The organism is Streptococcus oralis subsp. oralis, from assembly GCF_002096455.1.
Classification (GTDB): Bacteria; Bacillota; Bacilli; order Lactobacillales; family Streptococcaceae; genus Streptococcus; species Streptococcus oralis_CY.
The window spans coordinates 67,764-90,752 of the sequence record NZ_NCUL01000005.1 but is presented as its reverse complement, the minus strand read 5'-3'; the positions used below and the strand labels follow the sequence as shown (position 1 = coordinate 90,752).

General features: G+C 39.4%; 35 protein-coding genes and 1 pseudogene. 10 read left to right on the top strand and 26 right to left on the bottom strand.

The genetic code is table 11. The annotated features are described in order from the left end of the window. Nucleotides 1-45: 45 nt before the first annotated feature. Together B7720_RS02050 and B7720_RS02045 are read left to right on the top strand one after the other, a co-directional pair. Nucleotides 46-846: a DUF1189 domain-containing protein gene (locus B7720_RS02050; RefSeq protein ID WP_084856255.1), complete on the top strand. Its 801-nt coding sequence runs from the start codon at nt 46-48 to the stop codon at nt 844-846. A 9-nt stretch (nt 847-855) separates the two neighbouring features. Continuing rightward, the gene (locus B7720_RS02045) at nt 856-1,842 is read left to right on the top strand and encodes a LacI family DNA-binding transcriptional regulator (protein WP_001145428.1); all 987 of its coding nucleotides are present in this window, start codon (nt 856-858) and stop codon (nt 1,840-1,842) included. A gap of 33 nt (nt 1,843-1,875) precedes the next feature. Here the strand turns inward: B7720_RS02045 and B7720_RS02040 are convergent, their stop codons facing one another. From B7720_RS02040 to hisS, 10 genes are all read right to left on the bottom strand, one after another. Further along, nucleotides 1,876-2,817, bottom strand: a complete 942-nt coding sequence (locus B7720_RS02040; RefSeq protein ID WP_084856253.1) for a YitT family protein — start codon at nt 2,815-2,817, stop codon at nt 1,876-1,878. After that, nucleotides 2,795-4,558, bottom strand: coding sequence for an aspartate--tRNA ligase (gene aspS / locus B7720_RS02035; protein WP_084856251.1), 1,764 nt, complete (start codon nt 4,556-4,558; stop codon nt 2,795-2,797). Before aspS ends, B7720_RS02040 begins: the two co-directional genes overlap by 23 nt. A 151-nt stretch (nt 4,559-4,709) precedes the next feature. Continuing rightward, nucleotides 4,710-4,928, bottom strand: a complete 219-nt coding sequence (locus tag B7720_RS02030; RefSeq protein ID WP_000832176.1) for a hypothetical protein — start codon at nt 4,926-4,928, stop codon at nt 4,710-4,712. Between the two features lie 17 nt (nt 4,929-4,945). Then, entirely contained in the window at nt 4,946-5,587 is a 642-nt protein-coding gene (locus B7720_RS02025; RefSeq protein WP_000771224.1) for a CPBP family intramembrane glutamic endopeptidase, read from the bottom strand. Between the two features lie 9 nt (nt 5,588-5,596). Beyond that, the gene (locus tag B7720_RS02020) at nt 5,597-6,331 is read right to left on the bottom strand and encodes a DUF3169 family protein (protein ID WP_033583609.1); all 735 of its coding nucleotides are present in this window, start codon (nt 6,329-6,331) and stop codon (nt 5,597-5,599) included. Between the two features lie 18 nt (nt 6,332-6,349). After that, a complete protein-coding gene (locus B7720_RS02015; RefSeq protein WP_033583608.1) occupies nt 6,350-6,700 on the bottom strand; it encodes a PspC domain-containing protein in 351 nt (116 codons plus the stop codon). A 2-nt stretch (nt 6,701-6,702) separates the two neighbouring features. Further along, the gene (locus tag B7720_RS02010) at nt 6,703-6,900 is read right to left on the bottom strand and encodes a hypothetical protein (protein WP_033583605.1); all 198 of its coding nucleotides are present in this window, start codon (nt 6,898-6,900) and stop codon (nt 6,703-6,705) included. Then, nucleotides 6,887-7,075, bottom strand: a complete 189-nt coding sequence (locus tag B7720_RS02005; protein WP_001046120.1) for a hypothetical protein — start codon at nt 7,073-7,075, stop codon at nt 6,887-6,889. The genes B7720_RS02010 and B7720_RS02005 overlap by 14 nt, the downstream gene beginning before the upstream one ends. Beyond that, nucleotides 7,072-7,278: a helix-turn-helix transcriptional regulator gene (locus B7720_RS02000; protein WP_000916943.1), complete on the bottom strand. Its 207-nt coding sequence runs from the start codon at nt 7,276-7,278 to the stop codon at nt 7,072-7,074. Before B7720_RS02000 ends, B7720_RS02005 begins: the two co-directional genes overlap by 4 nt. Nucleotides 7,279-7,421: 143 nt before the next feature. Further along, a complete protein-coding gene (gene hisS, locus B7720_RS01990) occupies nt 7,422-8,702 on the bottom strand; it encodes a histidine--tRNA ligase (RefSeq protein WP_084856249.1) in 1,281 nt (426 codons plus the stop codon). Between the two features lie 167 nt (nt 8,703-8,869). On the opposite strand from hisS, the gene B7720_RS01985 reads away from it, so the two are divergent. Then, nucleotides 8,870-9,211, top strand: a complete 342-nt coding sequence (locus tag B7720_RS01985; RefSeq protein WP_070657041.1) for a metal-sulfur cluster assembly factor — start codon at nt 8,870-8,872, stop codon at nt 9,209-9,211. A gap of 165 nt (nt 9,212-9,376) precedes the next feature. Here B7720_RS01985 and ilvD read toward each other — a convergent pair whose 3' ends face one another. After that, nucleotides 9,377-11,080, bottom strand: coding sequence for a dihydroxy-acid dehydratase (ilvD, locus tag B7720_RS01980; RefSeq protein WP_000137349.1), 1,704 nt, complete (start codon nt 11,078-11,080; stop codon nt 9,377-9,379). 184 nt (nt 11,081-11,264) lie between these two features. Here ilvD and B7720_RS01975 point away from each other — a divergent pair, with 184 nt between their 5' ends. From B7720_RS01975 to B7720_RS01950, 6 genes are all read left to right on the top strand, one after another. After that, nucleotides 11,265-12,272, top strand: coding sequence for an SPFH domain-containing protein (locus B7720_RS01975; protein WP_000136839.1), 1,008 nt, complete (start codon nt 11,265-11,267; stop codon nt 12,270-12,272). 2 nt (nt 12,273-12,274) lie between these two features. Continuing rightward, nucleotides 12,275-12,475 (top strand): type II toxin-antitoxin system antitoxin, encoded by a 201-nt coding sequence (locus B7720_RS01970; RefSeq protein WP_000796544.1) that lies wholly within the window; start codon nt 12,275-12,277, stop codon nt 12,473-12,475. A 148-nt stretch (nt 12,476-12,623) separates the two neighbouring features. Beyond that, on the top strand, nt 12,624-12,806 hold the full coding sequence (gene rpmF / locus B7720_RS01965) for a 50S ribosomal protein L32 (protein ID WP_000290417.1): 183 nt from the start codon (nt 12,624-12,626) through the stop codon (nt 12,804-12,806). Between the two features lie 15 nt (nt 12,807-12,821). Continuing rightward, nucleotides 12,822-12,971 carry a 50S ribosomal protein L33 gene (rpmG, locus tag B7720_RS01960; protein WP_001265622.1) on the top strand — a complete coding sequence of 50 codons (150 nt, stop codon included), beginning with the start codon at nt 12,822-12,824 and terminating at the stop codon, nt 12,969-12,971. A 272-nt stretch (nt 12,972-13,243) separates the two neighbouring features. Beyond that, nucleotides 13,244-13,606, top strand: coding sequence for a hypothetical protein (locus tag B7720_RS01955; protein ID WP_000713576.1), 363 nt, complete (start codon nt 13,244-13,246; stop codon nt 13,604-13,606). Between the two features lie 185 nt (nt 13,607-13,791). Then, nucleotides 13,792-13,989 carry a hypothetical protein gene (locus B7720_RS01950; protein WP_000793098.1) on the top strand — a complete coding sequence of 66 codons (198 nt, stop codon included), beginning with the start codon at nt 13,792-13,794 and terminating at the stop codon, nt 13,987-13,989. Nucleotides 13,990-14,358: 369 nt separating this feature from the next. On the opposite strand, the gene B7720_RS01940 is transcribed toward B7720_RS01950, so the two are convergent. The 6 genes and pseudogenes from B7720_RS01940 to B7720_RS01915 form a co-directional block, all read right to left on the bottom strand. Continuing rightward, complete coding sequence (locus tag B7720_RS01940) at nt 14,359-15,408, bottom strand: DUF389 domain-containing protein (RefSeq protein WP_000126416.1); 1,050 nt, start codon at nt 15,406-15,408, stop codon at nt 14,359-14,361. Beyond that, nucleotides 15,405-15,728 (bottom strand): potassium channel family protein, encoded by a 324-nt coding sequence (locus B7720_RS01935; protein ID WP_000825751.1) that lies wholly within the window; start codon nt 15,726-15,728, stop codon nt 15,405-15,407. Before B7720_RS01935 ends, B7720_RS01940 begins: the two co-directional genes overlap by 4 nt. Beyond that, on the bottom strand, nt 15,725-16,084 hold the full coding sequence (locus B7720_RS01930) for a hypothetical protein (RefSeq protein ID WP_000397555.1): 360 nt from the start codon (nt 16,082-16,084) through the stop codon (nt 15,725-15,727). The genes B7720_RS01935 and B7720_RS01930 overlap by 4 nt, the downstream gene beginning before the upstream one ends. Further along, a pseudogene (locus B7720_RS01925) lies at nt 16,066-16,311 on the bottom strand (TMEM175 family protein); the annotation flags it as partial. The pseudogene B7720_RS01925 and the gene B7720_RS01930, both read right to left, overlap by 19 nt. Before the next feature lie 398 nt (nt 16,312-16,709). Continuing rightward, nucleotides 16,710-17,048 (bottom strand): Cd(II)/Zn(II)-sensing metalloregulatory transcriptional regulator CadX, encoded by a 339-nt coding sequence (gene cadX / locus B7720_RS01920; protein WP_000711083.1) that lies wholly within the window; start codon nt 17,046-17,048, stop codon nt 16,710-16,712. Nucleotides 17,049-17,059: 11 nt separating this feature from the next. Continuing rightward, nucleotides 17,060-17,674 carry a CadD family cadmium resistance transporter gene (locus tag B7720_RS01915; protein ID WP_000250556.1) on the bottom strand — a complete coding sequence of 205 codons (615 nt, stop codon included), beginning with the start codon at nt 17,672-17,674 and terminating at the stop codon, nt 17,060-17,062. A 28-nt stretch (nt 17,675-17,702) separates the two neighbouring features. On the opposite strand from B7720_RS01915, the gene B7720_RS09885 reads away from it, so the two are divergent. Next, nucleotides 17,703-17,888 (top strand): hypothetical protein, encoded by a 186-nt coding sequence (locus tag B7720_RS09885; protein WP_009013804.1) that lies wholly within the window; start codon nt 17,703-17,705, stop codon nt 17,886-17,888. 286 nt (nt 17,889-18,174) lie between these two features. On the opposite strand, the gene B7720_RS01905 is transcribed toward B7720_RS09885, so the two are convergent. The 9 genes from B7720_RS01905 to B7720_RS01865 form a co-directional block, all read right to left on the bottom strand. Beyond that, entirely contained in the window at nt 18,175-18,387 is a 213-nt protein-coding gene (locus B7720_RS01905; RefSeq protein WP_000710706.1) for a hypothetical protein, read from the bottom strand. A 66-nt stretch (nt 18,388-18,453) separates the two neighbouring features. After that, on the bottom strand, nt 18,454-18,645 hold the full coding sequence (locus tag B7720_RS01900) for a hypothetical protein (protein WP_000177340.1): 192 nt from the start codon (nt 18,643-18,645) through the stop codon (nt 18,454-18,456). Next, the gene (locus B7720_RS01895; protein ID WP_000542381.1) at nt 18,646-18,933 is read right to left on the bottom strand and encodes a hypothetical protein; all 288 of its coding nucleotides are present in this window, start codon (nt 18,931-18,933) and stop codon (nt 18,646-18,648) included. 113 nt (nt 18,934-19,046) lie between these two features. Continuing rightward, nucleotides 19,047-19,274 carry a hypothetical protein gene (locus tag B7720_RS01890; protein WP_009013763.1) on the bottom strand — a complete coding sequence of 76 codons (228 nt, stop codon included), beginning with the start codon at nt 19,272-19,274 and terminating at the stop codon, nt 19,047-19,049. A 72-nt stretch (nt 19,275-19,346) separates the two neighbouring features. Further along, nucleotides 19,347-19,562, bottom strand: coding sequence for a hypothetical protein (locus B7720_RS01885; RefSeq protein WP_000043341.1), 216 nt, complete (start codon nt 19,560-19,562; stop codon nt 19,347-19,349). A gap of 75 nt (nt 19,563-19,637) precedes the next feature. Further along, nucleotides 19,638-19,820, bottom strand: coding sequence for a hypothetical protein (locus B7720_RS01880; protein WP_000780387.1), 183 nt, complete (start codon nt 19,818-19,820; stop codon nt 19,638-19,640). Between the two features lie 617 nt (nt 19,821-20,437). Beyond that, nucleotides 20,438-21,049 carry a 30S ribosomal protein S4 gene (gene rpsD / locus B7720_RS01875; protein WP_000092756.1) on the bottom strand — a complete coding sequence of 204 codons (612 nt, stop codon included), beginning with the start codon at nt 21,047-21,049 and terminating at the stop codon, nt 20,438-20,440. 202 nt (nt 21,050-21,251) lie between these two features. Beyond that, complete coding sequence (locus tag B7720_RS01870) at nt 21,252-22,286, bottom strand: sensor histidine kinase (RefSeq protein ID WP_084856246.1); 1,035 nt, start codon at nt 22,284-22,286, stop codon at nt 21,252-21,254. After that, on the bottom strand, nt 22,283-22,981 hold the full coding sequence (locus B7720_RS01865; protein ID WP_044020073.1) for a response regulator transcription factor: 699 nt from the start codon (nt 22,979-22,981) through the stop codon (nt 22,283-22,285). Before B7720_RS01865 ends, B7720_RS01870 begins: the two co-directional genes overlap by 4 nt. Nucleotides 22,982-22,989: the final 8 nt, after the last annotated feature.

Sequence of the window (22,989 nt, the reverse complement as noted above, 5' to 3'; positions counted from 1 at the left end):
CTATATAATAATACTCATATAGAAAACACTTTTAGAAAGATGCCTATGCTTCCATATCCATTCTCGTATTTTACTAGTATCTGGGGATTTCGTAAGCCCCTGTCAAAACGTTTCGGACTCAACTGGTTTCAGCTTCTCTTTACTAGCATTTTCCTCATCAGCTTGTCTATGGTTCCGATTGCCATTCAAAACAGTTCCCAGGAGACTTATCCACTGGATACGTTTATCGATAATGTCTACACACCCCTGACAGATGAAGCGATCATGGACTTGTCAGAGAATGCGCAGATAGTAGATGGGAAACTGAGCTATTCTGGAACTAAAAATCAGCAGCCTTCTCTTTTGATTGGTCCAAGCCAAAACAAGGAATTGCCAAAGGACTTACAACTTCATTTTGATACTGAAGAACTCATCATCAGCAAGGAAAGCAAGGAACTGACCCGCATTCGCTACCACGCCATTCAAACGGAGAGTTTCCAGAGTAAGGAAGCTTTAACCCAGGCTATTTCTAAAGACTGGTACCAACAGAACCGTGTCTATATCAGTCTCTTTCTCGTCCTTGGTGCTAGCTTCCTCTTTGGATTGAATTTCTTCATTGTCTCTCTTGGAGCTAGTCTTCTCCTTTATATCACCAAAAAATCACGCCTCTTTTCATTTAGGAGCTTTAAAGAGTGCTACCATTTTATCTTGAACTGTTTAGGATTACCAACTTTGATTACGCTTGTTTTGGGACTTTTTGGCCAAAATATGACAACCCTTATCACTGTACAAAACATTCTTTTTGTTCTTTATCTGGTCACCATCTTTTATAAAACACATTACCGCGATCCAGATTATCATAAATAGGAGATTTTTATGCCCGTTACGATTAAAGATGTGGCCAAGGCTGCAGGTGTCTCACCTTCAACTGTAACCCGCGTTATTCAAAACAAATCAACGATTAGTGATGAAACCAAAAAACGAGTTCGCAAGGCTATGAAGGAACTCAACTACCATCCCAATCTCAATGCTCGTAGCCTAGTTAGCAGCTATACTCAGGTTATCGGTCTGGTGCTCCCTGACGACTCGGATGCCTTTTACCAAAATCCTTTCTTCCCATCTGTCCTTCGTGGTATCGCCCAAGTCGCGTCTGAGAACCACTACGCTATTCAGATTGCAACGGGGAAAGATGAGAAAGAACGTCTCAATGCGATTTCTCAGATGGTTTATGGTAAACGTGTTGACGGTTTGATTTTCCTCTACGCCGAGGAAGAAGACCCTCTGGTCAAGCTAGTAGCCGATGAACAATTCCCTTTCCTCATTCTCGGAAAATCAACTTCACCCTTTATCCCTCTTGTTGATAATGACAATGTACAAGCTGGCTTTGATGCGACAGAGTATTTCATCAAAAAAGGATGCAAACGAATTGCCTTTATCGGGGGTACAAAGCGACTCTTCGTAACGCAAGATCGTCTAACTGGCTATGAGTCTGCACTCAAACAACACCAACTTCCGATTGATACCAACTTAACCTACTTTGCGACCGAATTTCTAGAAGAAAAAGGTTATCAGTTCAGTGAACTTCTGTTCAATCACGATCCGCAGATTGACGCTATCATCACAACCGATAGTCTCCTTGCAGAAGGGGTTTGTGACTACATCAGTAAGCATCAGTTAACTGTTCCTGTCTTGAGTTTCGACTCTGTCAATCCTCGACTTGACCTCGTAGCTTATGTCGATATCAATAGCCTAGAACTTGGGCGCGTTTCCTTTGAAACCATTCTCCAGATCATCAACGATGCTAAAAACAATAAACAGATTTGTTACCGCCAGTTAATTGGACACAAAATTATCGAAAAATAAAGACCAGCCTTGCGGCTGGTCTTTTGAGTATTATTAATTGTCTGTTTCTACGAATCGTCCTAGGATGTGGACATTTTCGGATACAGAGACAAAGGCTGTCGGATCAACCTGTTTCATGATGTGTTTAAAATCATTAAACTCTGCTCGTGTGATAACCGTAATCAAGACTGCTTTTCTCTCGTGATTATAGGTTCCTTCTGCATCGTGGATCATGGTTGCTCCGCGGTGCAATTTTTTATGGATTTTTGCGATTACCTTGTCAGGATTATTGGTCACAATCATGGCCTGCATGCGCTTTTGCTTTGTAAAGACCGCGTCTGTCACACGACTGGAGACAAAGATGGTAATCATGGAGTAAAGGGCGTATTTCCAACCAAAGGTCAAACCTGCTATCAGCATGATGGTCCCATTTACCAGGAAAGAAATACTACCGACATTCTTACCCGTTTTCTTTCGAATGGTCAGACTGACGATATCTGTACCTCCGCTAGAAATATTGTTACGGAGCGCAAAACCAATCCCCAAGCCCATGACAACACCCCCAAAAAGAGCATTGATAATGGGATCCTCTGTCAAGGTCACAACTGGTACAAACTGGATAAAGAGGGAACTCATGGATACTGTGATAAAGGTAAAGATTGTAAACTTATGCCCAATCTGATACCAAGCCAAAATCATCAACGGAAAATTGATAGCATAAAAGGTTAGCGATATCGGAATGTAAAAACCAAACCAGTGATTACTCAAGGCAGAGATAATCTGTGCCAGACCTGTCGCACCACTGGAGTAAACGTGTCCTGGTTGAAAAAAGAAATTGACTGCTACCGCTGACAGAAAGCCATAAACCAGAGAAGCCGATACTTTCTCATCATATTTTTCCCGAGAGATACTTTGTAAAACTCGTAAGATTTTTATCTGATAAGCAAAGCGGCGCAGATAATAGCGCCACCGCTTAATTCGTTTTGCTTGTTTCATCTTCTTCTACTTGTAAGCTGAGTTCCTCTAGTTGTTTGAGAGCGACTGTTGATGGAGCTTGAGTCATTGGGTCGGTTGCCTTATTGTTCTTAGGAAAGGCAATGACTTCACGGATATTTTCTTCTCCTGCTAAGAGCATCACAAAACGATCAAGTCCAATAGCCAAGCCACCATGTGGTGGGAAACCATAGTCCATGGCTTCAAGAAGGAAGCCAAACTGGTCATTGGCTTCTTCAGCTGAGAAACCAAGAGCCTTAAACATGCGTTCTTGAAGGTCTTTTTGGTTGATACGAAGACTACCACCACCAAGCTCATAACCATTCAAGACGATATCGTAAGCAATGGCACGAACCTTAGCCAAATCACCTTCTAATTCGTGAGCTGTTTCTTCCTGTGGAAGAGTAAACGGATGGTGGGCACTCATGTAGCGGCCTTCTTCTTCAGACCATTCAAACATTGGCCAATCAACCACCCAAAGGAAGTTGAATTTATCGTTATCAATCAAGTCAAACTCTTTGGCGATACGGCCACGAAGGGCGCCTAGTGTTGCATTGGCCACTTCAAGCGTATCCGCCACAAAGAGAACCAAATCCTTATCTTCAAGACCAAGTGCTGCAGTCAAGTCTGCTTGGATCCCAGTCAAGAACTTGGCAACTGGTCCGTTTAATTCTCCATCCACAACCTTGACCCAAGCAAGACCTTTAGCACCGTACTGTTTAGCTACTTCAGTCATCTTGTCAATGTCTTTACGTGAGTAGTTATCCGCAGCTCCTTTGACCACAATAGCTTTAACGGCAGGTGCTTCTGAAAAGACTTTGAAATCAACACCTCTAACCACTTCTGTCAAGTCCTGAAGCAACATGTCAAAACGGGTATCAGGCTTGTCAGAACCGTAAAGAGCCATCGCATCATCGTATTTCATACGAGGAAATGGAAGCGTCACGTCGATGCCTTTTGTTTCTTTCATCACGCGCGCAATCAATCCTTCTGTAATATCTTGGATCTCCTGCTCCGTAAGGAAGGATGTTTCCAAGTCGACCTGGGTGAACTCAGGCTGACGGTCACCACGCAAGTCCTCATCACGGAAACATTTAACGATTTGGTAGTAACGGTCAAATCCAGCATTCATCAAGAGTTGCTTAGTGATTTGTGGACTTTGAGGAAGAGCGTAGAAATGCCCTTTATTGACACGAGATGGCACCAAATAGTCACGCGCCCCTTCTGGCGTTGATTTAGAAAGGAATGGCGTCTCCACATCGATAAACTCCAACTCATCCAAGTAATTACGGATAGAGTGAGTCACCTTAGCACGAAGCTTAAGGTTTTCTAGCATTTCTGGACGACGAAGGTCAAGGTAACGGTAACGCAAACGTGTATCGTCATTGGCCTCAATCCCATCTTTAATCTCAAAAGGTGTTGTTTTAGCTGTATTCAGCACTGCCAGAGCTGTCACATTCAACTCAACTGCACCCGTTGGCAACTTATCATTGGCTTGCTCACGTGCAGCAACTTGTCCAGTGACCTCAATGACAAATTCGCTACGAAGGCTTTCAGCTGTTGCCATAACCTCTGCAGATACTTTTTCAGGGTTGATAACCAACTGCATGATTCCTTCACGGTCACGAAGGTCGATAAAGATTAAACCACCAAGGTCACGACGACGGCCAACCCATCCTTTCAAGGTCATTTCTTGTCCGATGTGTTCCTCACGAACACGACCAGCATACATACTACGTTTCATGTTTTCTCTCCTCTTTTATTCTGTTACTATTTTACCATAAAAGCGCAGGCTCTTCATGAAAATCAGCAGAAAAGTTTGATTGTCTTTAGAAATCAAAACGAACAGACAAAAAATCCGATGAAAACGTCATCGGATTCTCTGCTTATGATTCTTAACCTTTTTTACGCTTTTCAGCAATCTCAGCTGCCTTTTTAGGTAGAACAATCTCCGTCGCATAAGCCGAAGCAAAACGCAAGACACCTGCAATAGGCGCAAAGACAACTGCTAGATAGTTGTAAAAGAAATCGCCTTTAAAGGCATAGGCAAGTGCCCCGATGATAAAGAAGAGAACGACCGCCTGTATCACTGCTAATAAAATTACTCGTTTCATGTGACCTCCTGACTCTATTATAGCATGAGTATCATCAAAAAGCCGATTAAATTATTCAAAGCGTGGAGAGAAATACTATAAAGAAGACCTTTTCGGCTTACATAAGCCAGACCCAAACTTAATCCCAGACTAGCATAAACTAAAAACTGTTGCAAAGTCCCTGGAAAATGAATCAAGGCAAAAAGCACACTTGATACGAGGAGAAACAGAGCTGTCTGTTTGCTGTTGTTCTGCTTAGGAAAGAGATAGCGCGCCAGCATCCCTCTAAAGATGAGTTCTTCCGTCAGAGGAGCAAAGACTACCACCATAAAGAAACCAAATACAGGCTGAGCAACTGTCAATTGTGATACGATTTGTTGATTGACTGACGGATCTTCTGGCAAAAAGAACTGGGCTGTAATCGCCACTAGCAAAACCAGAGTAGGCAACCAGATATAACGATTAAAAGCTGTCGTCTGGATGCTAACCTTTTCTGTCTGATACCATCTGTAAACTCCATAAACATAGGCCCCTGATAGGACGACATAAAGTGGTAAGACTCCAAAGATTGAAGCCCCTAGTCCAAGAGCTGACAGCGCCGTACTCTGAACCAGACCATAGCCAAAGAAAAAGGATAGAACAGCTAGAAGAAACCAGCCAAGATTTTTAAGTAATTTCATAAAAGACTCCTATTTGAAATAACGTTTTACCATAGGTAATTGCATCACATTGATATAAATATGGATCGCTCCTACAAGCAAGAAGGCTAGTAACTGAATCTCTCCTGTCAGTAAGGAAAAGAGAACGATTAGAAAATAGAGAGCTGGCAAGACATACTGGTTTAATTGGAATAAAATTCGAAAACTTTGTTCCAAATTAGCCTTGCGCTCCCCTTCATCGTAGGAGTTTATATAGTCCAAGACATCTTTTGGTGTAGAGAAGAATTCCAAATCAAACTGACGAACGATCGCAATGGTCTTATAGAGATATTTTTGAGCACTGAAAATCATCACTAATGCCAAAAAAGAAAGAGATAAGGTTATATAGCTGATATTTAGTACAATTACTTCACTACCTGAGATGAAAAGAGCCAAAAAAATCGCTACGCCTGCACTATTAAAAGCAATAGTTCCAAACTCGAGATTACGATACATTTGTACATAATAGGTTTCATTCAGATCATCATCCATTTCCTCTTGATACAAGGAGTGAAATTTTCTGCTTTTCTTTAAGAAATCGAAAGTCAAAAACATACTAATGAAACCTAACAGTAAACAAATAGATGATATCCATGGAGTCACGGTTTTGACATCTAAAATGGTTCCGTAGTTTTCGGTATAGGCCTTAAACATCTCTGCAAACATGCCCAAGAAGCCTCCCAAGATAACAGCCATTAAAAATAACAATCCACGTTTCTTTTTCATATTCATACTCTTTCTAAACTAAACCAATCCAACTAACCACTGACCAAACACTTTACCTGATTCATAAATAGCTGTCAAGCCCTCTGTTCCAAGTGATACTAAAATCAAACAAACAGCAAACAAGAAAATAGCTTGGTTTCTAGCTTTTTTTGCTCCATCTCCCAAGGGTTCATTGCCAAGCCAACCTGCTAGATAGGCATAGAGAGTTACTGTTATAATCCCAATCTCTGTCGAAGAGAGAAACAGCAAGACTGTCACCAAACGAACGATATTGGCTTGAATGTTAAAATAATTTCCTAAACCTGCACAAACACCTGCAAGTTCTTTGTGCTCAGTATCGACTTGAAAACCTGCTAAAAACTTTTTCATATTCATTCTCCTTTTTCACTTGCTAGATTTTTGGATTTCTTTTCAATCCAGTCAACTACTGGGATGAGAGCAAAGTAGGTCCAAACAAATTGGTCGCTTTGATATGGATTAAACCAGCCTAGGTCCATCCCAATCAGTAGAAATACGCTGACTAATAGAGCTATGGCAACTACATAATAGATTACTTTATACTTGTTCATCATTTTTCTCCTTTTTCTTCAACCGATTGAAAATGGACAAGAGGACTAAATTAATCCAAAACAAATACTTACTTTCAACAAAATAGAACCAACCCAGTAATGTTCCAATCATAGCAAAAGCATTCACAATAAAGGCAAAAACACTCATATAATAAATTACTTTATACTTATTCATTCCTCATCCTCCTCTATACGAAAGACTGACTCGACTGGCTCATGGAATATCTGAGCAATCTTCAGGGCAATAACGATGGATGGGGTGTACTCATCCCGTTCTAACAAACTGATGGTCTGTCTGGAAACTCCTGCTAGCTTGGCAAGTTCGGTCTGATTGAGACCATCGCGAGCCCGAAGCTCTTTTAAACGATTTTTAAGCATTCCTTTCTCCTTTACTCTTAACTTGCTTATATTGTAACACATCTTTTTCTTTTTGACAAGTATATTTGTCAAAAAGTTTATGATTTTTGTCATTTTGCAAAAGAAAACGGTCAGGAGTAAGGTCCTGACCGGTTTTTCTACTATTAAAAGCCTAATTTTTCAAAGATTTCTGAGAAATTTTGATTGATAGCATCAAGTGACACTTGAACTTCTTCTCGTGTTTGGTTGTTCTTAACCGTCACTTGTCCGCTTTCGACTTCGCTCTCCCCTAGCGTGATGAGAGTCTTAGCCGCAAAGACATCGGCTGACTTGAACTGAGCTTTAAGCTTCCGGTTGAGGTAGTCACGCTCTGCTTTGAATCCTTGTTGGCGAAGGGCTTGTACCAATTCCAAGGCCTTAACATTTGCTCCTTCACCCAAGACTGCGATATAAACATCTAGAGCGTTTTCGATAGGGAGAGTCACACCTTGCTTTTCAAGGATGAGAAGCAGGCGCTCTACACCAAGTCCAAAACCAAATCCAGCAGTTTCAGGACCACCAAAGTAAGCAACCAAACCATCGTAACGACCACCCGCACAGACTGTCAAATCATTGCCCTCAATCTCAGTGATAAACTCGAAAATGGTGTGGTTATAGTAGTCCAGACCGCGCACCATATTGGTATCGATGATATAGTCTACACCCAGATTTTCCAACATCTGACGGACGGCATCAAAATGAGCTTGGCTTTCTTCATCAAGGAAATCCAAGATAGACGGTGCATTTTCTACTGCCACCTTGTCTTCTTTTTCCTTAGAGTCCAAGACACGGAGAGGATTTTCCTCCAAACGACGTTGGCTATCCTTCGACAAGGTCTCCTTGATCGGTGTCAAATAGTCGATCAAGGCCTGACGATAAGCCGCACGGCTCTCAGGATTTCCAAGAGTGTTGAGGTGCAATTTAACACCTTGAATGCCAATCGCTTTCAAGAAATGAGCCGCCATAGCGATGGTTTCCACATCGGTAGCTGGATTGCTAGAACCAAAGCACTCGACACCAATCTGGTGGAACTGGCGTAAACGACCTGCCTGTGGACGCTCATAGCGGAACATAGGGCCCATGTAATAGAACTTACTTGGCTTTTGCACTTCTGGGGCAAAGAGTTTATTTTCCACATAGGAACGAACAACGGGCGCAGTTCCTTCTGGACGGAGGGTAATATGGCGGTCACCCTTGTCATAAAAATCGTACATTTCCTTGGTAACGATATCGGTTGTGTCTCCAACAGAGCGGCTGATGACCTCGTAATGCTCAAAAATAGGCGTGCGCACTTCTGCATAGTTATAGCGCTTGAAAATTTCACGGGCAAAGCCCTCAACGTACTGCCACTTGGCAGACTCAGCAGGTAAAATATCCTGCGTTCCTTTAGGTTTTTGTAATTTCATAGGGAATCCTCTTTAAACTTAATAGTCTTATTTTACCATAAATAAAGGGATTAAAACAGTGAGAGGAGAAAATCGCAAGAGAGTCTTTTCAGAAAATTCATCAAAAACTTGCCAAATTGTCAGAATTATGAGAAAATAGAGGATATTTATCACGTGGAGGGACTGTTATGAGAGACGATATCAAAATCAATGACCGCGCTTTGGACTTGCAAGACCAAATTATCGAAAAACTAGAGAAGGTTTTTGATACAGATGTGGAATTGGATGTTTACAATCTAGGACTGATTTATGAAATCAATCTGGATGAAACGGGTCTCTGCAAGATTGTCATGACCTTCACCGACACCGCCTGTGATTGCGCCGAAAGCCTACCTATCGAAATCGTCGCAGGTCTAAAACAAATCGAGGGTATCGAAGATGTCAAGGTTGAAGTTACCTGGTCTCCTGCCTGGAAGATCACACGAATCAGTCGCTACGGACGCATTGCCCTCGGACTGCCACCTCGTTAATGAGGCAAATCACTTTTGAAGATAAAAAGAAGCAAGCCGAAGATGGCTTGCTTTTTGATACTCAATGAAAATCAAAGAGCAAACTAGGAAACTAGCCACAGGCTGTACTTGAGTACGGCAAGGCGACGTTGACGTGGTTTGAAGAGATTTTCGAAGAGTATGAGTTTACTTTTTACCTGACTTGTCCATATTCCAGAAGTCTGTCACGGCTCCACGAGAAGCGGATGATACGATGTGGGCATATTTACCAAGGACACCACGGCTATAAAGTGGTGGCAAGGTTGTTTCTGCCTTGCGTTTTTCAAGTTCTTCTTCGGATACGGCCATGGAAATTTCTTTGGTATCTTGGTCAACCGTAACGATATCACCTGTACGGAGGTAGGCAATTGGTCCACCATCCTGAGCTTCAGGAGCAATATGTCCGACAACCAGACCATAAGTACCACCAGAGAAACGACCATCCGTCAAGAGGGCAACCTTGTCTCCTTGACCTTTACCAACGATCATTGAAGAAAGGGACAGCATCTCAGGCATACCAGGACCACCCTTAGGTCCAACAAAACGAACAACGACAACATCGCCATCAACGATTTCATCTGTCAGAACGGCCTGAATCGCATCTTCTTCTGAGTCAAAGACCTTAGCAGGTCCAACGTGGCGACGCACTTTCACACCTGATACTTTAGCAACCGCGCCATCAGGGGCAAGGTTCCCATTCAAGATGATAAGCGGACCGTCTGCACGTTTTGGATTTTCAAGTGGCATAATGACTTTTTGGCCTGGTGTAAGGTCTGCAAAGTCAGCCAAGTTTTCAGCGACTGTCTTACCAGTACATGTGATACGGTCGCCATGAAGAAAACCATTTGCCAAGAGATATTTCATAACCGCAGGGACACCACCGACTTCGTAAAGGTCTTGGAAGACATACTGACCAGATGGTTTCAAGTCGGCCAAGTGAGGCACACGTTCTTGGATCGTATTGAAGTCCTCAAGTGACAAATCAACATTAGCCGCATGGGCAATGGCAAGCAAGTGAAGAGTGGCATTTGTAGAACCACCGAGAGCCATCGTTACAGTGATGGCATCTTCAAAAGCTTCACGAGTCAAGATATCTGATGGTTTGAGACCAAGCTCCAGCATCTTGACAACAGCACGTCCTGCTGCTTCGATATCTTCTTTCTTGTCAGCTGATTCAGCCGGGTGAGATGAAGATCCTGGCAAACTCATCCCTAGAACCTCGATAGCAGTCGCCATGGTATTAGCAGTGTACATACCACCACATCCACCAGGGCCAGGGCAGGCATTGCATTCGAGACGCTTGACGTCCTCAGCTGTCATATCACCGTGGTTCCATTTTCCGATCCCTTCAAATACAGAAACCAAATCGATGTCTTTTCCATCAAGATTACCCGGTGCAATAGTTCCTCCATAGGCGAAAATAGCCGGGATATTCATGTTGGCAATGGCAATCATAGAACCAGGCATGTTCTTGTCACAGCCACCGATAGCGACGAAGGCATCCACGTTGTGCCCACCCATAGCCGCCTCGATGGAGTCCGCTATAATGTCACGAGATGTTAGAGAGAAACGCATACCAGGAGTTCCCATCGCAATCCCGTCTGCTACGGTAATAGTTCCAAACTGTACCGGCCAAGCGCCCGCAGATTTGACACCTTCTTTAGCCAATTTCCCAAAATCATGCAAGTGAATGTTACATGGTGTATTTTCCGCCCAAGTCGAAATCACTCCCACAATCGGTGTTTCAAAGTCCTTATCTGTCATACCAGTCGCACGAAGCATAGCACGATTTGGTGATTTCACCATACTGTCATAAATGCTACTGCGGTGACGTTTATCTAATTCAGTCATTTGTTCCCTCCCATTTCAGTTTTTACTATTATAGCACAATTTCCTCATGAAGAACAGAATAAAATTCTTGAATTTTCAGAAAATTCTATACAGCAATATTTTCTTTAAAAATGTTACATTTATTTCTTGACTTTATAAATTAAAGTGATATCATTTAGATATCATAAAACAGGAGGTCATTCTTATGACTGAAAAACTCATCAATTCAAAACCAAATGGTGTATTCGCATTAATTCTCATTGAATTGACACTCGTACTTGGTATCTTTATATTTATAATGGGTGCTGGTTCGGAAAACGTTTTTGGAATTATTATCGGTCTTTTATTAATCTTAATTTCAGTTCTAGCTCATGCTGGTTTAAAAGTTGTCAAACCTCAGGAAGCTCTGGTTTTGACCCTCTTTGGTAATTATACAGGTACCATCAAAGAACCTGGTTTTTACTTTGTCAATCCTTTTAGCATAGCAGTCAACCCTGCAAACCACACTCGACTTGGTCAAAGTGGTGATGTTAGCACAAAATCTCCTTTTTCAGGAATGAAATCATCAAATGGCAATGATGTAAACCTTGAAATTGGCAAGAAACAGATTTCCCTCAAAGTTATGACTTTGAGCAATTCCCGTCAAAAGATTAACGATTGCTTAGGTAACCCTGTTGAAATTGGAATTGCGGTAACTTGGAGAGTTGTCGATACAGCCAAAGCAGTCTTCAACGTTGATAACTATAAAGAATATCTCTCATTGCAGTGTGATAGCGCCCTTCGTAATATTGTCCGCATCTATCCTTACGATGTGTCTCCTAATGTAGATACTACAGGGGATGGACAAGCAGATGAAGGTAGTCTCCGTGGCTCTAGTGAAATTGTAGCTAACCGTATTCGTGAAGAAATCCAAAGTCGCGTAGAAGATGCTGGCTTGGAAATCCTTGAAGCACGTATCACTTATCTAGCTTATGCACCAGAAATTGCAGCTGTTATGCTTCAACGCCAACAAGCATCTGCCATTATTGATGCCCGTAAGATGATTGTAGACGGCGCTGTGGGAATGGTTGAAATGGCACTAGAACGTCTCAATGAAGGAGAATTGGTAGAACTTGACGAAGAACGAAAAGCTGCCATGGTTTCAAATCTCCTAGTCGTTCTCTGTGGCAATCATGATGCACAACCAATTGTCAACGCAGGAAGTCTTTACTAAAGATGGCTGAAGCTAAAAAAAAGCAGATTCCCCTTCGACTCTCAACAAAGTTATACGCTGCACTCGCATCATGGGCAGAAGACGACTTTCGTTCAGTCAATGGGCAAATCGAATATCTCCTTACAGAGTGTGTCAAGCAACGGAAGAAAGACGGAAAATACGTATCAGAAACCATTGACGAACCATTTGAGATTGATATTTAACACCTTCTCCTGTCTGCTAGATCGGACAGGAGAATTTTTTCATCTTTTTTTTGTCAAGTAACTTTACTTTACAAAAAAGTTTTGATATACTATTAAAGTTGATGAAAATCAAACCTAACTGAATTATATCTTAAAAGGAGAAATCAAAATGGCAGTACCTGCACGTCGCACTTCAAAAGCGAAGAAAAACAAACGTCGTACCCACTACAAAGTAACAGCTCCATCTGTAAACTTTGACGAAACTACTGGAGATTACTCACGTTCTCACCGTGTATCACTTAAAGGATACTACAAAGGACGTAAAATCGCTAAAGCTGCATCAGCTGAATAATAGAAGGGAGATACCATGCGCGTAAATATCACACTTGAACACAAAGAATCTGGTGAACGCTTGTACCTTACTTCTAAAAACAAACGTAACACTCCAGACCGTCTTCAATTGAAGAAATACTCACCAAAACTTCGCAAACACGTAGTGTTTACAGAGGTGAAGTAAGGGCTTCAGTACACGTCAATAGACTTTAGAAACCTTGATTTAAAGCAATTCTTGAAATTCAAGATTTCACTACATTGCAACATAAATCAATCGAATCACTACCTTTTTCACTACCTTTTATGAAATAAGAAACTGATTCATTTATTAAAGAAGAAGAGGAATTTCATTATGAATTCCTTTTTTTAATTTCTAAAACGGTAGAACACCCTTAGTACTATCTGTCTTACACCTGTAATATTCCTTTGATATAATAGAAAAAAGGAGGTAAGCAAATGAAAAAATTTATCACATTAGTTTTAGTGTCTCTATCCGCAATTTTACTAATTGCCTGTTCTGACCAATCAAGTAATTTTTTAGATGGTGAATACTACTGGATAAATGAGAATAGAAATGAAGTTGCTTTTACGATATCAGGAAATAAAGGAACTATCAATAAAGGAGAGGCTGATGCCTTTACAATTGATAAAGATAGTTCAACAATCGAACTGACTGGTACTAATATCATCAGTAGAAAAGAAAGTTACATCTTCAAGGATGGCGTGTTCACTGTCGATATTTCAGGAACGAAACAAGACTATTACAAAAAGGACAGTGAAGCATATAAAAATGCCTTGAAGAAATACGACGATAAGTAAAATTCCCAAACAATTCGTTAGTCTTTATACAATAAAAACGCTTTAATTGAAGCGCTTTTTGTTATCTCTCTAAAAATATGGTCAAAGACTGCTCTTTATTTATTTTTTAGTACTTTTCAGGCTATATTTTAATCATTTGAGGACGGTAACATTATTTTTAATGATTTGTCTGGTAAAATAGGAGCATGAAAAATTTAAAAGAAGATAACATTAAAAAATCCTTATGGCACATCAAACGCCATTGTGAAAATATAGAGAAAAACACTGATGATAGTAAAAGAAATATCGAACTGCTCCATCTGAAGGAAAGTGTCGAGATACTAAAGCGAGTTTTTAACGATGAGAAACCCTATCCAAATTTGGATAGGGGGGAAGTGTTTTAAAACCTTGTGAGAATGAATTTTAGTTAAGATTTCACTTTTTGTAAAACCTGGTTTGGAAAGTATGAATTTCAGTTGGACTAAAAACAGCGTAATATCAAGACTTTTCTCCGCTTTTATAAAAGCTTTTTTCCAATCAAATTCAACTAATTTTATCCGAATGGTGTGGATTTTACCCCCAAAATTACAGAGAATGGAGCTGATAAACACTAAACGTTCACACCATTAGTTAAATGATTTTTTGTTCATCATTTTTCTTAGATGATAGAACTTCTAATTTATTTCTTATTCAAGCAAAAACAACCTGCTATAAGTAAGAAAGAGGAAGATACAAGAAAAACACGGCGTAAAAACCGATTCAGTTCATTGTCCTCAATCCTTGTCTGCTTCATTTTCTTTTACGAGATCGTTTTGTGAATCTTTTTCAGAGAGTTTTTGATCAATATACTTGTCAATGTTTTCATAAAATTCCTTGGTCGCTTCACTATCTAATGTTGGCGAGTTCTGAACTTGATTCACTTTCAATTGAACAGATTGAATACCGTAAGAGGCTTGTTTTTGGTGGAGTGTTTCTAATTCTTCTTCTGAAATCGGATCTCCAACAACCGTCAAGACCAATTCATTGTTACTTGACTTGTAGACTTGATTAATAACCGTATAATTGGCGAACTCTTTTCCTACAAACTGTTTGATCCCTTCTTTGCGCGCTTGTTCTATTGTCAGAGTAACTGCCGAATAGCTAGCTGGAAGAATCAACAATACAATCAAAGATATCAAGCCAATTCTCATTTTAATGCTCAGCTCTTTAAATGAAGTTAAAGGAGATTTTCTCATCAAAATTCTTGTTCCAACAATGTTGGCTAGCATGATAAAGACACAGTTGATCAAGAAAAGATAGAGAGCCCCCAATAAAAATCGTACATTCCCATTAGCTAAACCATAGCCAGCAGTACAGATAGGCGGCATCAGAGCTGTAGCAATGGCTACTCCTGGCACGATATTGTTTGCTTCTTTTTTCCTTGAACCGATCACACCAGCAATCCCACCAGCAATAGCAATGAGGACATCCCAAATGGTTGGAGAGGTTCGTGCAATCAACTCGCTACTTGCATAAGACAAGGGAGAAATCCAGAAATACAGAGTCGAGACAAGCAAACTGACCAACACTTGAGTCAATAAAACCTCTAGAGATTGCTTGATTAAACGCGTATCAAAAATAGCTAAACCGAATCCCAGTCCAACAATCGGTGTCATGAGAGGTGAAATCAACATGGCTCCTATAATGACAGCTGTTGAATTCATATTTAGTCCGATAGAGGCAATAAAAATTGCACACATCAAAATCGCTGTATCTCTCAATCGAACATGAAGGTCATCGTATAATTTCTCACGGTATTCCCGTGTTGAATAATTGGCAGTCATTTGTCCTCTCCTCTTTCCTTATTTAAATTGGTATAATAATTAAAAATAACAGCTGATAAACAGCCAAAAAATATGAGCCCATAAATCGTCAAGAAGACACTGGTAATCCTTCCAATCAAGGTCACAGCTAGGAGATCCCCGTAGCCGACAGTCGTCGAAGTCACAAAAGCATACCAAAGACCGTCTCCGTAATTTGTGATAGCAGGTTCAACTAGGAAAAGCACGCCTCCTGACCCAAAAACAAAGGTCACAAAACTCAGAGCAAACCGAGTAAAACCCGTAACCTGCATAATATGCCATAACATTTTTAAACGTTTCATTTGTTCTCCTTATTCATACTAGCTCCTGACCGAGCCGTTTTTTTCCAATAATCAAAGTGAAGATAGGACATGATCTCCATCAGAGAAAGATAGACAAACTGATAGATCTGATTTAAGCTGATTATCAACTGATATTGTTTGAAAAATGACTGGAAGAAAGACCAGATATGACTGTCTTGAATCAGTCCCTTCTTAATATCAGACAGGATATTAGCTAAAGCTCCCAAGGACTGAAACGGTAAATCCTTGACATTTATATAGATCCGGTCCACCACATCATTCAGACTGGTATCTTGGATGGCATGAAATTCTCCAAAGAGAACTCCTGCCGCTCCAAGAGTAGAAACAAATTCCACCAAATAATTTCTGAGGAAATTTTCTCAACCTTTTCCCATAATGTATTTAGTGCCATCCATAACGATCCCAACCAGAAAAAGGAAAGAAAATAAGCAAAGAAATTTTGCCGTAAATCCCAAAAAGCTTGAAGACTTGGTGTCGTTGGTTTTTCTAACTCTAAAATCAAAATGGTCATAATAATTGCTAGAACAGCATCTGTCAATGCAATTAATCTATCTTTCTTCATCAGATTACGTTGCCTTTCATTTTGTAGTATTCTATCTCATCGTATAATATTTATTAATCTTAAATATTGGATAGTCACTTCATATTTTGAGTACAAACAAGATACACTAAAAAGCATGTATCTGTCATATTTTATTTAACTTTAGAAATATTCATCCATCTAATCAATAAATATATCATATTTCACAATAAATGACTACTATCAAAGATACATTTTCTTTCAGATTTCTCCCTTTTAAACTTGGCTAACTTGACCTGCATTACCTAGGTCGCTTTGCTTTAAATTATACTTTTTTCTTAAAGATTTGCTACGAGTAGTCTTTCATGTGAGTAATTTTTATCAAAAAATTTCATAGATAAGTCCTATATATAATCATGATAAAGTAGTAAAAATAGTTGTTATCCTAGTTGATTAAAAAAGTCTTTGATTTCCTCATCTTTTATAAAATAATATATAATTTTCCCCTCTCTTCTAGTATCCAAGATGTTTTGATTGGCTAGTTTACGAAGATGGTGGGAGGCAGATGCCATACTGAGATTTAGTAAACAGGCTATATCACAGACACAGAGTTCTTCAACAGCAAGGAGATAAAAGATGATATTTATCTGTTTATTATCGGTAAACTTTGATAAAATACGAAGTGATTTTTGGACTTTTTCCTTTTCAAGGTAGTTCGTTGCGGTTGTAACATTTTGCTGATTTATAATATTCACTTGGCAGATACTATCTTTTTTCATAATTTTTTCTCCTAGCCGAACACAGTCCTTAGCATGTTAAAGCTGTTGTTTTCAATCAGGATATACATCCCCAGTCCTAAATAAACAACGGCAATAAACCATCTGCTATATTTTTCCAAAGTTTCTCCAACAGAAGGGACTTGTGCCAATTTTTGGGCAGAAAAAACCAAGAGATAAATCATGACTAGAAAGGTAAGTAAAGCCACTATCAAATTCGCTAAATTTAAGGTAATAAAATATGGGACAAAAACACCAATATTGTCAGCACCACAACTTGCAAAAGTAATCATAGCGACTAGAAAAATCAGGTTTTTATTATCTTTGCGCAAACCATCTTTTGCAATAGCTTCTCCATCAGAATCTCCTAAAAGCAAAACTTTGAGTCCTAGGAAAATTGGAATCAAACCGAGCAAACCTAAAATCTCTTTACTAGGAATATAATTTAAGACAAATGCAAAAAGTAAACTTAGCAATATTAGACTAACAGAGCCTAGAAATTGTCCTAAATAGATGTTAATGATGTCTTTTCTGCTTTTTCTTTTGGCAAAAAATAACATTAGGATAATAAGTAAGTCTACGGCTGTCCCAGAATACAGGATTATTGAAGTAACAACATTTTGAACCATAAAGCACCTCATTCAAATATATTTTTGAATGTATTTTAACATTAAACTTTGTAGATGTCAACTTCAGCTCCATCAAAATATAGATAAGAAGGTAGTGTCCCAAACATTAAAAAGCCCTGCCATCGAAATGATAGCAGGGCTTAACTTCAATATCCAGATGATATATTTATCTAAAAAAGGTAGAGTAAAAGGTAGAGTTTTTATTGATTTGTAGTGCGATATAATGAGTTTCCAAAAATCAAAAATCGCTTAAAATCAATATTTTGACATCTATTGACGTGTACTGAAACCCTTACTTAACCTCTGTAAGGATATAATTACGGTACCAGTATATCATAAATAATAACAAAATCTTGACTTTCCGAAAAAAAAGTATTTTCCGGAAAAATATCGAAATTAAATCAAAACTAAAAATATCTCATACATTTGAACTGCACCCCAAAAGTTAGACAGAAAAAATCTAACTTTTGGGGTGCAGTTCATCAAAGGTGCTTTTCATTTTAAAAAACTTGTGGAAAAACTTCATCCCATATATCTACTAAGCTTTTCCCGTCAAATACTTTAGCTTCCATAGCTTCATCAATTGTATCAAACTGCTGACCTTCATAATCATAACCAACTACACATATACTCGATAAAAAGCAAGCACCTCGGCTATTATAATTAAATTCAAGATCTTTGTCTAAATATTTTTTAATTTCATCCTTTTTCATATAGGACCATCCCAACTAAAACAATCTCAACAAACAAGATTTTTTCCTTAGATTCTATTCCCACTACTAGCTTTCTATGATGCTGACGATTTCATCTTCAAAATATTCATAAAGAGTTCCATCAACATCTACCAGCAAGGAGTCAATCTCCTCGTCATTGTCAGAGGCGTCACAATAGTCTTCTACAAATCCTCTAACTACCGCGCCATTTTTTAACGTGATAATTACATCTGTACGGTTAAATTTCCAGAGTGTCATTTAAATATTCCTTTCAATATTGGCTAATTGCTTTGCTTTTTCGTAGTAAGGTGTTAAGAAATCGATAAAACCTTGTTTGTCGCTTGGATCATGTTCCTCTAAAAATATCATCAACTCAAAGTCATTGAGAGCGTCAAACATTTCAGAGTTTTCATTATCCCAAGCCTCGGAAAATTCCGCATCTTCTCCAAAAAGAGCGTTAAACGTAAAGGAAAAATCCCAAAAATTATCAATCTGACCACTGACTGTTTGCTGGAGCATGTCTAATACTTGTTGACTATAACCCATTACCCATCCCCTCCTAATAAGAACGTTGTAGCATATTGAGCTACGTTCCAAAAATTTAACAGACAAAATCTAATTTTTGGGGTGCAGTTCATTCATCAAAGATGATTTTTATTTTAATAATACTGCACTTCAATTCCATCCATAATTTCTACTAAAGTGTTATCGTCAATTTTTAGAGAAATCAGATCAATGAATGATGATACCTGGTATTCCTTATCTCCAATCACCACTACAATATCATGAACAGAATTAGGAAAAATCCCACATACTTGACCATTATAATCAAAAGAGGCATCCCAACCATTGTCATATAACTCTTGTAAATCATCTAATATTGCCATATAAACTAAATCCTTTTCCATAGTGTTTTCTTTCAAATAAGGCAGGTAAAAGCACCTAGATTGTTCTAAGTCCTATGAGATTGTTTTAATCGAGACAATCTCACTCTCAAAGAGAGAAATTTCAGTAGCTTCATCTGGACTAGGATTAGCAATGAGAATAGTGATTTCATCTTGCTCATCATTGTCCATTTCGTCAACAAAGTCTATGACACGTCCCTTGATTATCTTATCGCAATTAGTGACTATCTGAACCCTTGATCGAAGATACTTCCAAAGCTGTTTACTCATTTATTTTCCTCTCTGCTATTTTTTCGATAGTTCTTATACTTTTTATAGTTAGTCGATAAAATCGCCTAGGTTGAACTAAGCACTAATAATTTTGATTTTCTTGATAATATCTTCAGGATATGAGCGATCACCTATAACTATTTCGTCAGGACCATCTAAATCATAACCGTCAAACCAATCAACCACCCTACCCTTGATGGAGGTCCCATCTTCTAAAATAAGGCGAACATTTTTATCAACATATTCCCATAATTTCATTAAGTTCCTTCTCTCTAACATCGGAACAATATGACCCAATATTAGTTATTTACTAATGGCTTTTAGTTCCTGTTAAAAGCATTATAGCACACCTTACTTGCTAAAGTACAACAAGCACCCCATTAGACTAACCTGCTACTTTGCTTTCTTGTAAAAATGTTGTATACTTAAGTAAATAAAGGAAGTAATCTTGTTCCCCCCTGTCTACTATGTGGTCGGAATGATGGTTACTTCTTTTTTCCCCCTTACTATCTCAATAGCCTTGTATTTAAAAGTTTTTTAGGCTATAATTAAATTAACGAATAGAGGTTTTCCATCTCCCCTTGAAACAGATCTTTCTGCGGTAGGAGGTGGGACGCCTCTATTTGTTTTTTAAGTCAAAATGATGTAAAATTAATTCAAGAAAGAAGTGTGGTTTTCCCGCCTAAAAGCTCTATAGCTGTGGGAGGGTCACGCTTCTTTTTACCTCTCAAAAGAGAACGCAAAAAAAGCCGTCTCATTCTTTGAAGCAGCAATGAAATCAATCTAGCAAATATCTAAGCAAACCCAGAAATCAACCTTTTAAGACAAAGCAAAAAGCCCACTGTTGTAGGCTTTCTGTAAGATATTTCTTAAAATTAAAGCATCTTGTTGTAGAATTCAACGACAAGTGCTTCGTTGATTTCTGGGTTGATTTCGTCGCGTTCTGGCAAGCGAGTCAATGAACCTTCCAATTTTTCAGCATCGAATGATACGAATGCTGGACGTCCAAGAGTAGCTTCTACTGCTTCAAGGATTGCTGGAACTTTCAATGATTTTTCACGAACTGAGATCACTTGACCTGGAGTTACGCGGTATGATGGGATATCAACGCGTTTTCCGTCAACAAGGATGTGACCGTGGTTTACGAATTGACGAGCTTGACGACGAGTAGTCGCAAGGCCAAGACGGTAAACAACGTTATCCAAACGGCGTTCCAAAAGAAGCATGAAGTTGAAACCTAGGATTCCGCCTTTGATTTTTGTAGCTTGTACGAACAAGTTACGGAATTGTTTTTCACCTACACCGTAAGTGAAACGAAGTTTTTGTTTTTCAGCCAATTGCAAACCGTATTCTGACAATTTAGAACGGTTGTTTGGTCCGTGTTGTCCTGGTACGTAGTTACGACGTGCCAATTCTTTACCTGTACCTGTAAGTGAAAGGCCAAGGCGACGAGCTTGTTTCCAAGATGGTCCTGTATAACGTGACATGTGTATGTCCTCCTGATATAAATAATATTTCGGTGGAAATAGTCACTTAGAAAGCCCTGATTCGTGCAGATGCCCTTCGCCTAAACAGCCAAGGTTACTTGTCATAAGACACCTGTTGACGAGCTTCATGCTTTCCTGCTGCTATTTCACACAAAGGCTATTGTACCATGAAAAGCTAGATTTGTAAAGGGATTTTACGCCTTTATTTCAAATTAAGGCTGAATGTAAACTTGCTTCCTAAGCCATATTGACTTTCTGCTGTGATTTCGCCACCAAGCTGATGGGCTAGTTCGCGTGCAATCGCAAGACCTAAGCCATGCCCGCCCGTCTTCATATTGCGCGAAGTTTCCACACGATAAAGTCGTTTAAAGATCTTTTCCAAATCTTCAGGAAGGATCCCCTGACCCTCGTCTTTCACACTGATTGTCAGCTCTTGTTCTGTTAATTGGGCAAGAACCTCGATTCTGGTTCCTGGTTCTGAATATTTAAAGGCATTGTTTAACAAATTGACCAGAATGCGAGAAAGTTTGTCAGAATGGCTCTTGATTTTCGCCGACTCAGGTGACACTTGAATGTAAACATCTCGCTCCTCTTGTTCAATCTGGAGCTGAAATTCACTCATTGACTCAATCAACAGCTGATCTAAAAAGACCTCTTCGACTTCTTCATCAGCAGTATCTTGAGGTTGTGTGTTCAGAGTCAAAACATCCAATTCCTCCACTAGCTTGTTTAGACGCTCGGTTTGCCGACCAATCGTGGTTAAGTAGTGGAGCCGCTCCTCTTCCTTAATCACTCCATCTAGAATTCCCTCCACAGTAACCTGAATGGAGGTAATGGGAGTTTTAATATCGTGAGAGAGCTGCGCAATCATCATTCTCTTTTCTTGCTCGCTATCATCAAGTGATTGAAAGGTGGCTTGCAAATTGTGGGACATGTCATTAAAAGCCTGGCCCAGCTCTTGAAATTCTAATGGTCCCTTGGTTTCAATTTCTGTGCTAAAATCCTTGCTTGCTATATCCTGAGCTTGTTTTTTCAAATGTTTCAGAGAAGAGAACACAGGCGACAAAAGAAAGATGCTCACTGCAGCGCCAATGAAACTAGCAATCAAGGTCATTCCAACTAGAAAGTAAACTTCACTTTTCTCAATCAACATTCGTTGGACTGCCCAGAAAACGACCAGAATCGTTAGTAGGGTCGACACTAGATACCCCACTAAAATATAGTTTTTTAATTTCATTTTCTACCTCTTGGTCTTTCCATCTTATAGCCCAAACCCCAGACAGTTTTGATAGCAGGAGCATTTGAATTTGTATACTTGGTCAACTCTTGCCTCAAAGCATGGATATGAACATTGAGTGTATTGGTATCATCCACATAGTCCTCTTGCCATACCTTCTCGTAAAGTTCCGTCTTTGAAAAGACTCTCTCAGGATTGCTGGCTAATATCCATAGAAGTTCAAAGGATTTTACTGTCAATTCCAAAGGTTGCTCCCCAATGCGAACCTCATGAGTCACATGGTTGATTACCAAGTCACCAAACTCGATCTGTTCTGTCTCTCCTCCACGGCTAAGGCGACGCAAGATATTATTCACTCTTAAAACCAATTCGCGTGGGCTAAAGGGTTTGACTATAAAATCATCTGCCCCCAAACTTAATCCATAAATCTTATCCTGTTCGCTTGTCTTAGCAGTTGTAAAGAGGAAGGGTTGATCCGGAGCGATATACTGAACTTCACTGATAAAATCATAGCCATCCATATTGGGCATCATGATATCTGTGATAATAAGGTCAATAGATTTTTTTCTGAAAAGTTCTAATCCCTCCTTACCATCATGGGCGACCAAAACATCGTAACCTGCTTGTAAAAGATAGCGGTTTTGAATATCTAAAATATCTATCTCATCATCAACCAGCAAAATTGTCTTTTTCATCTGACACT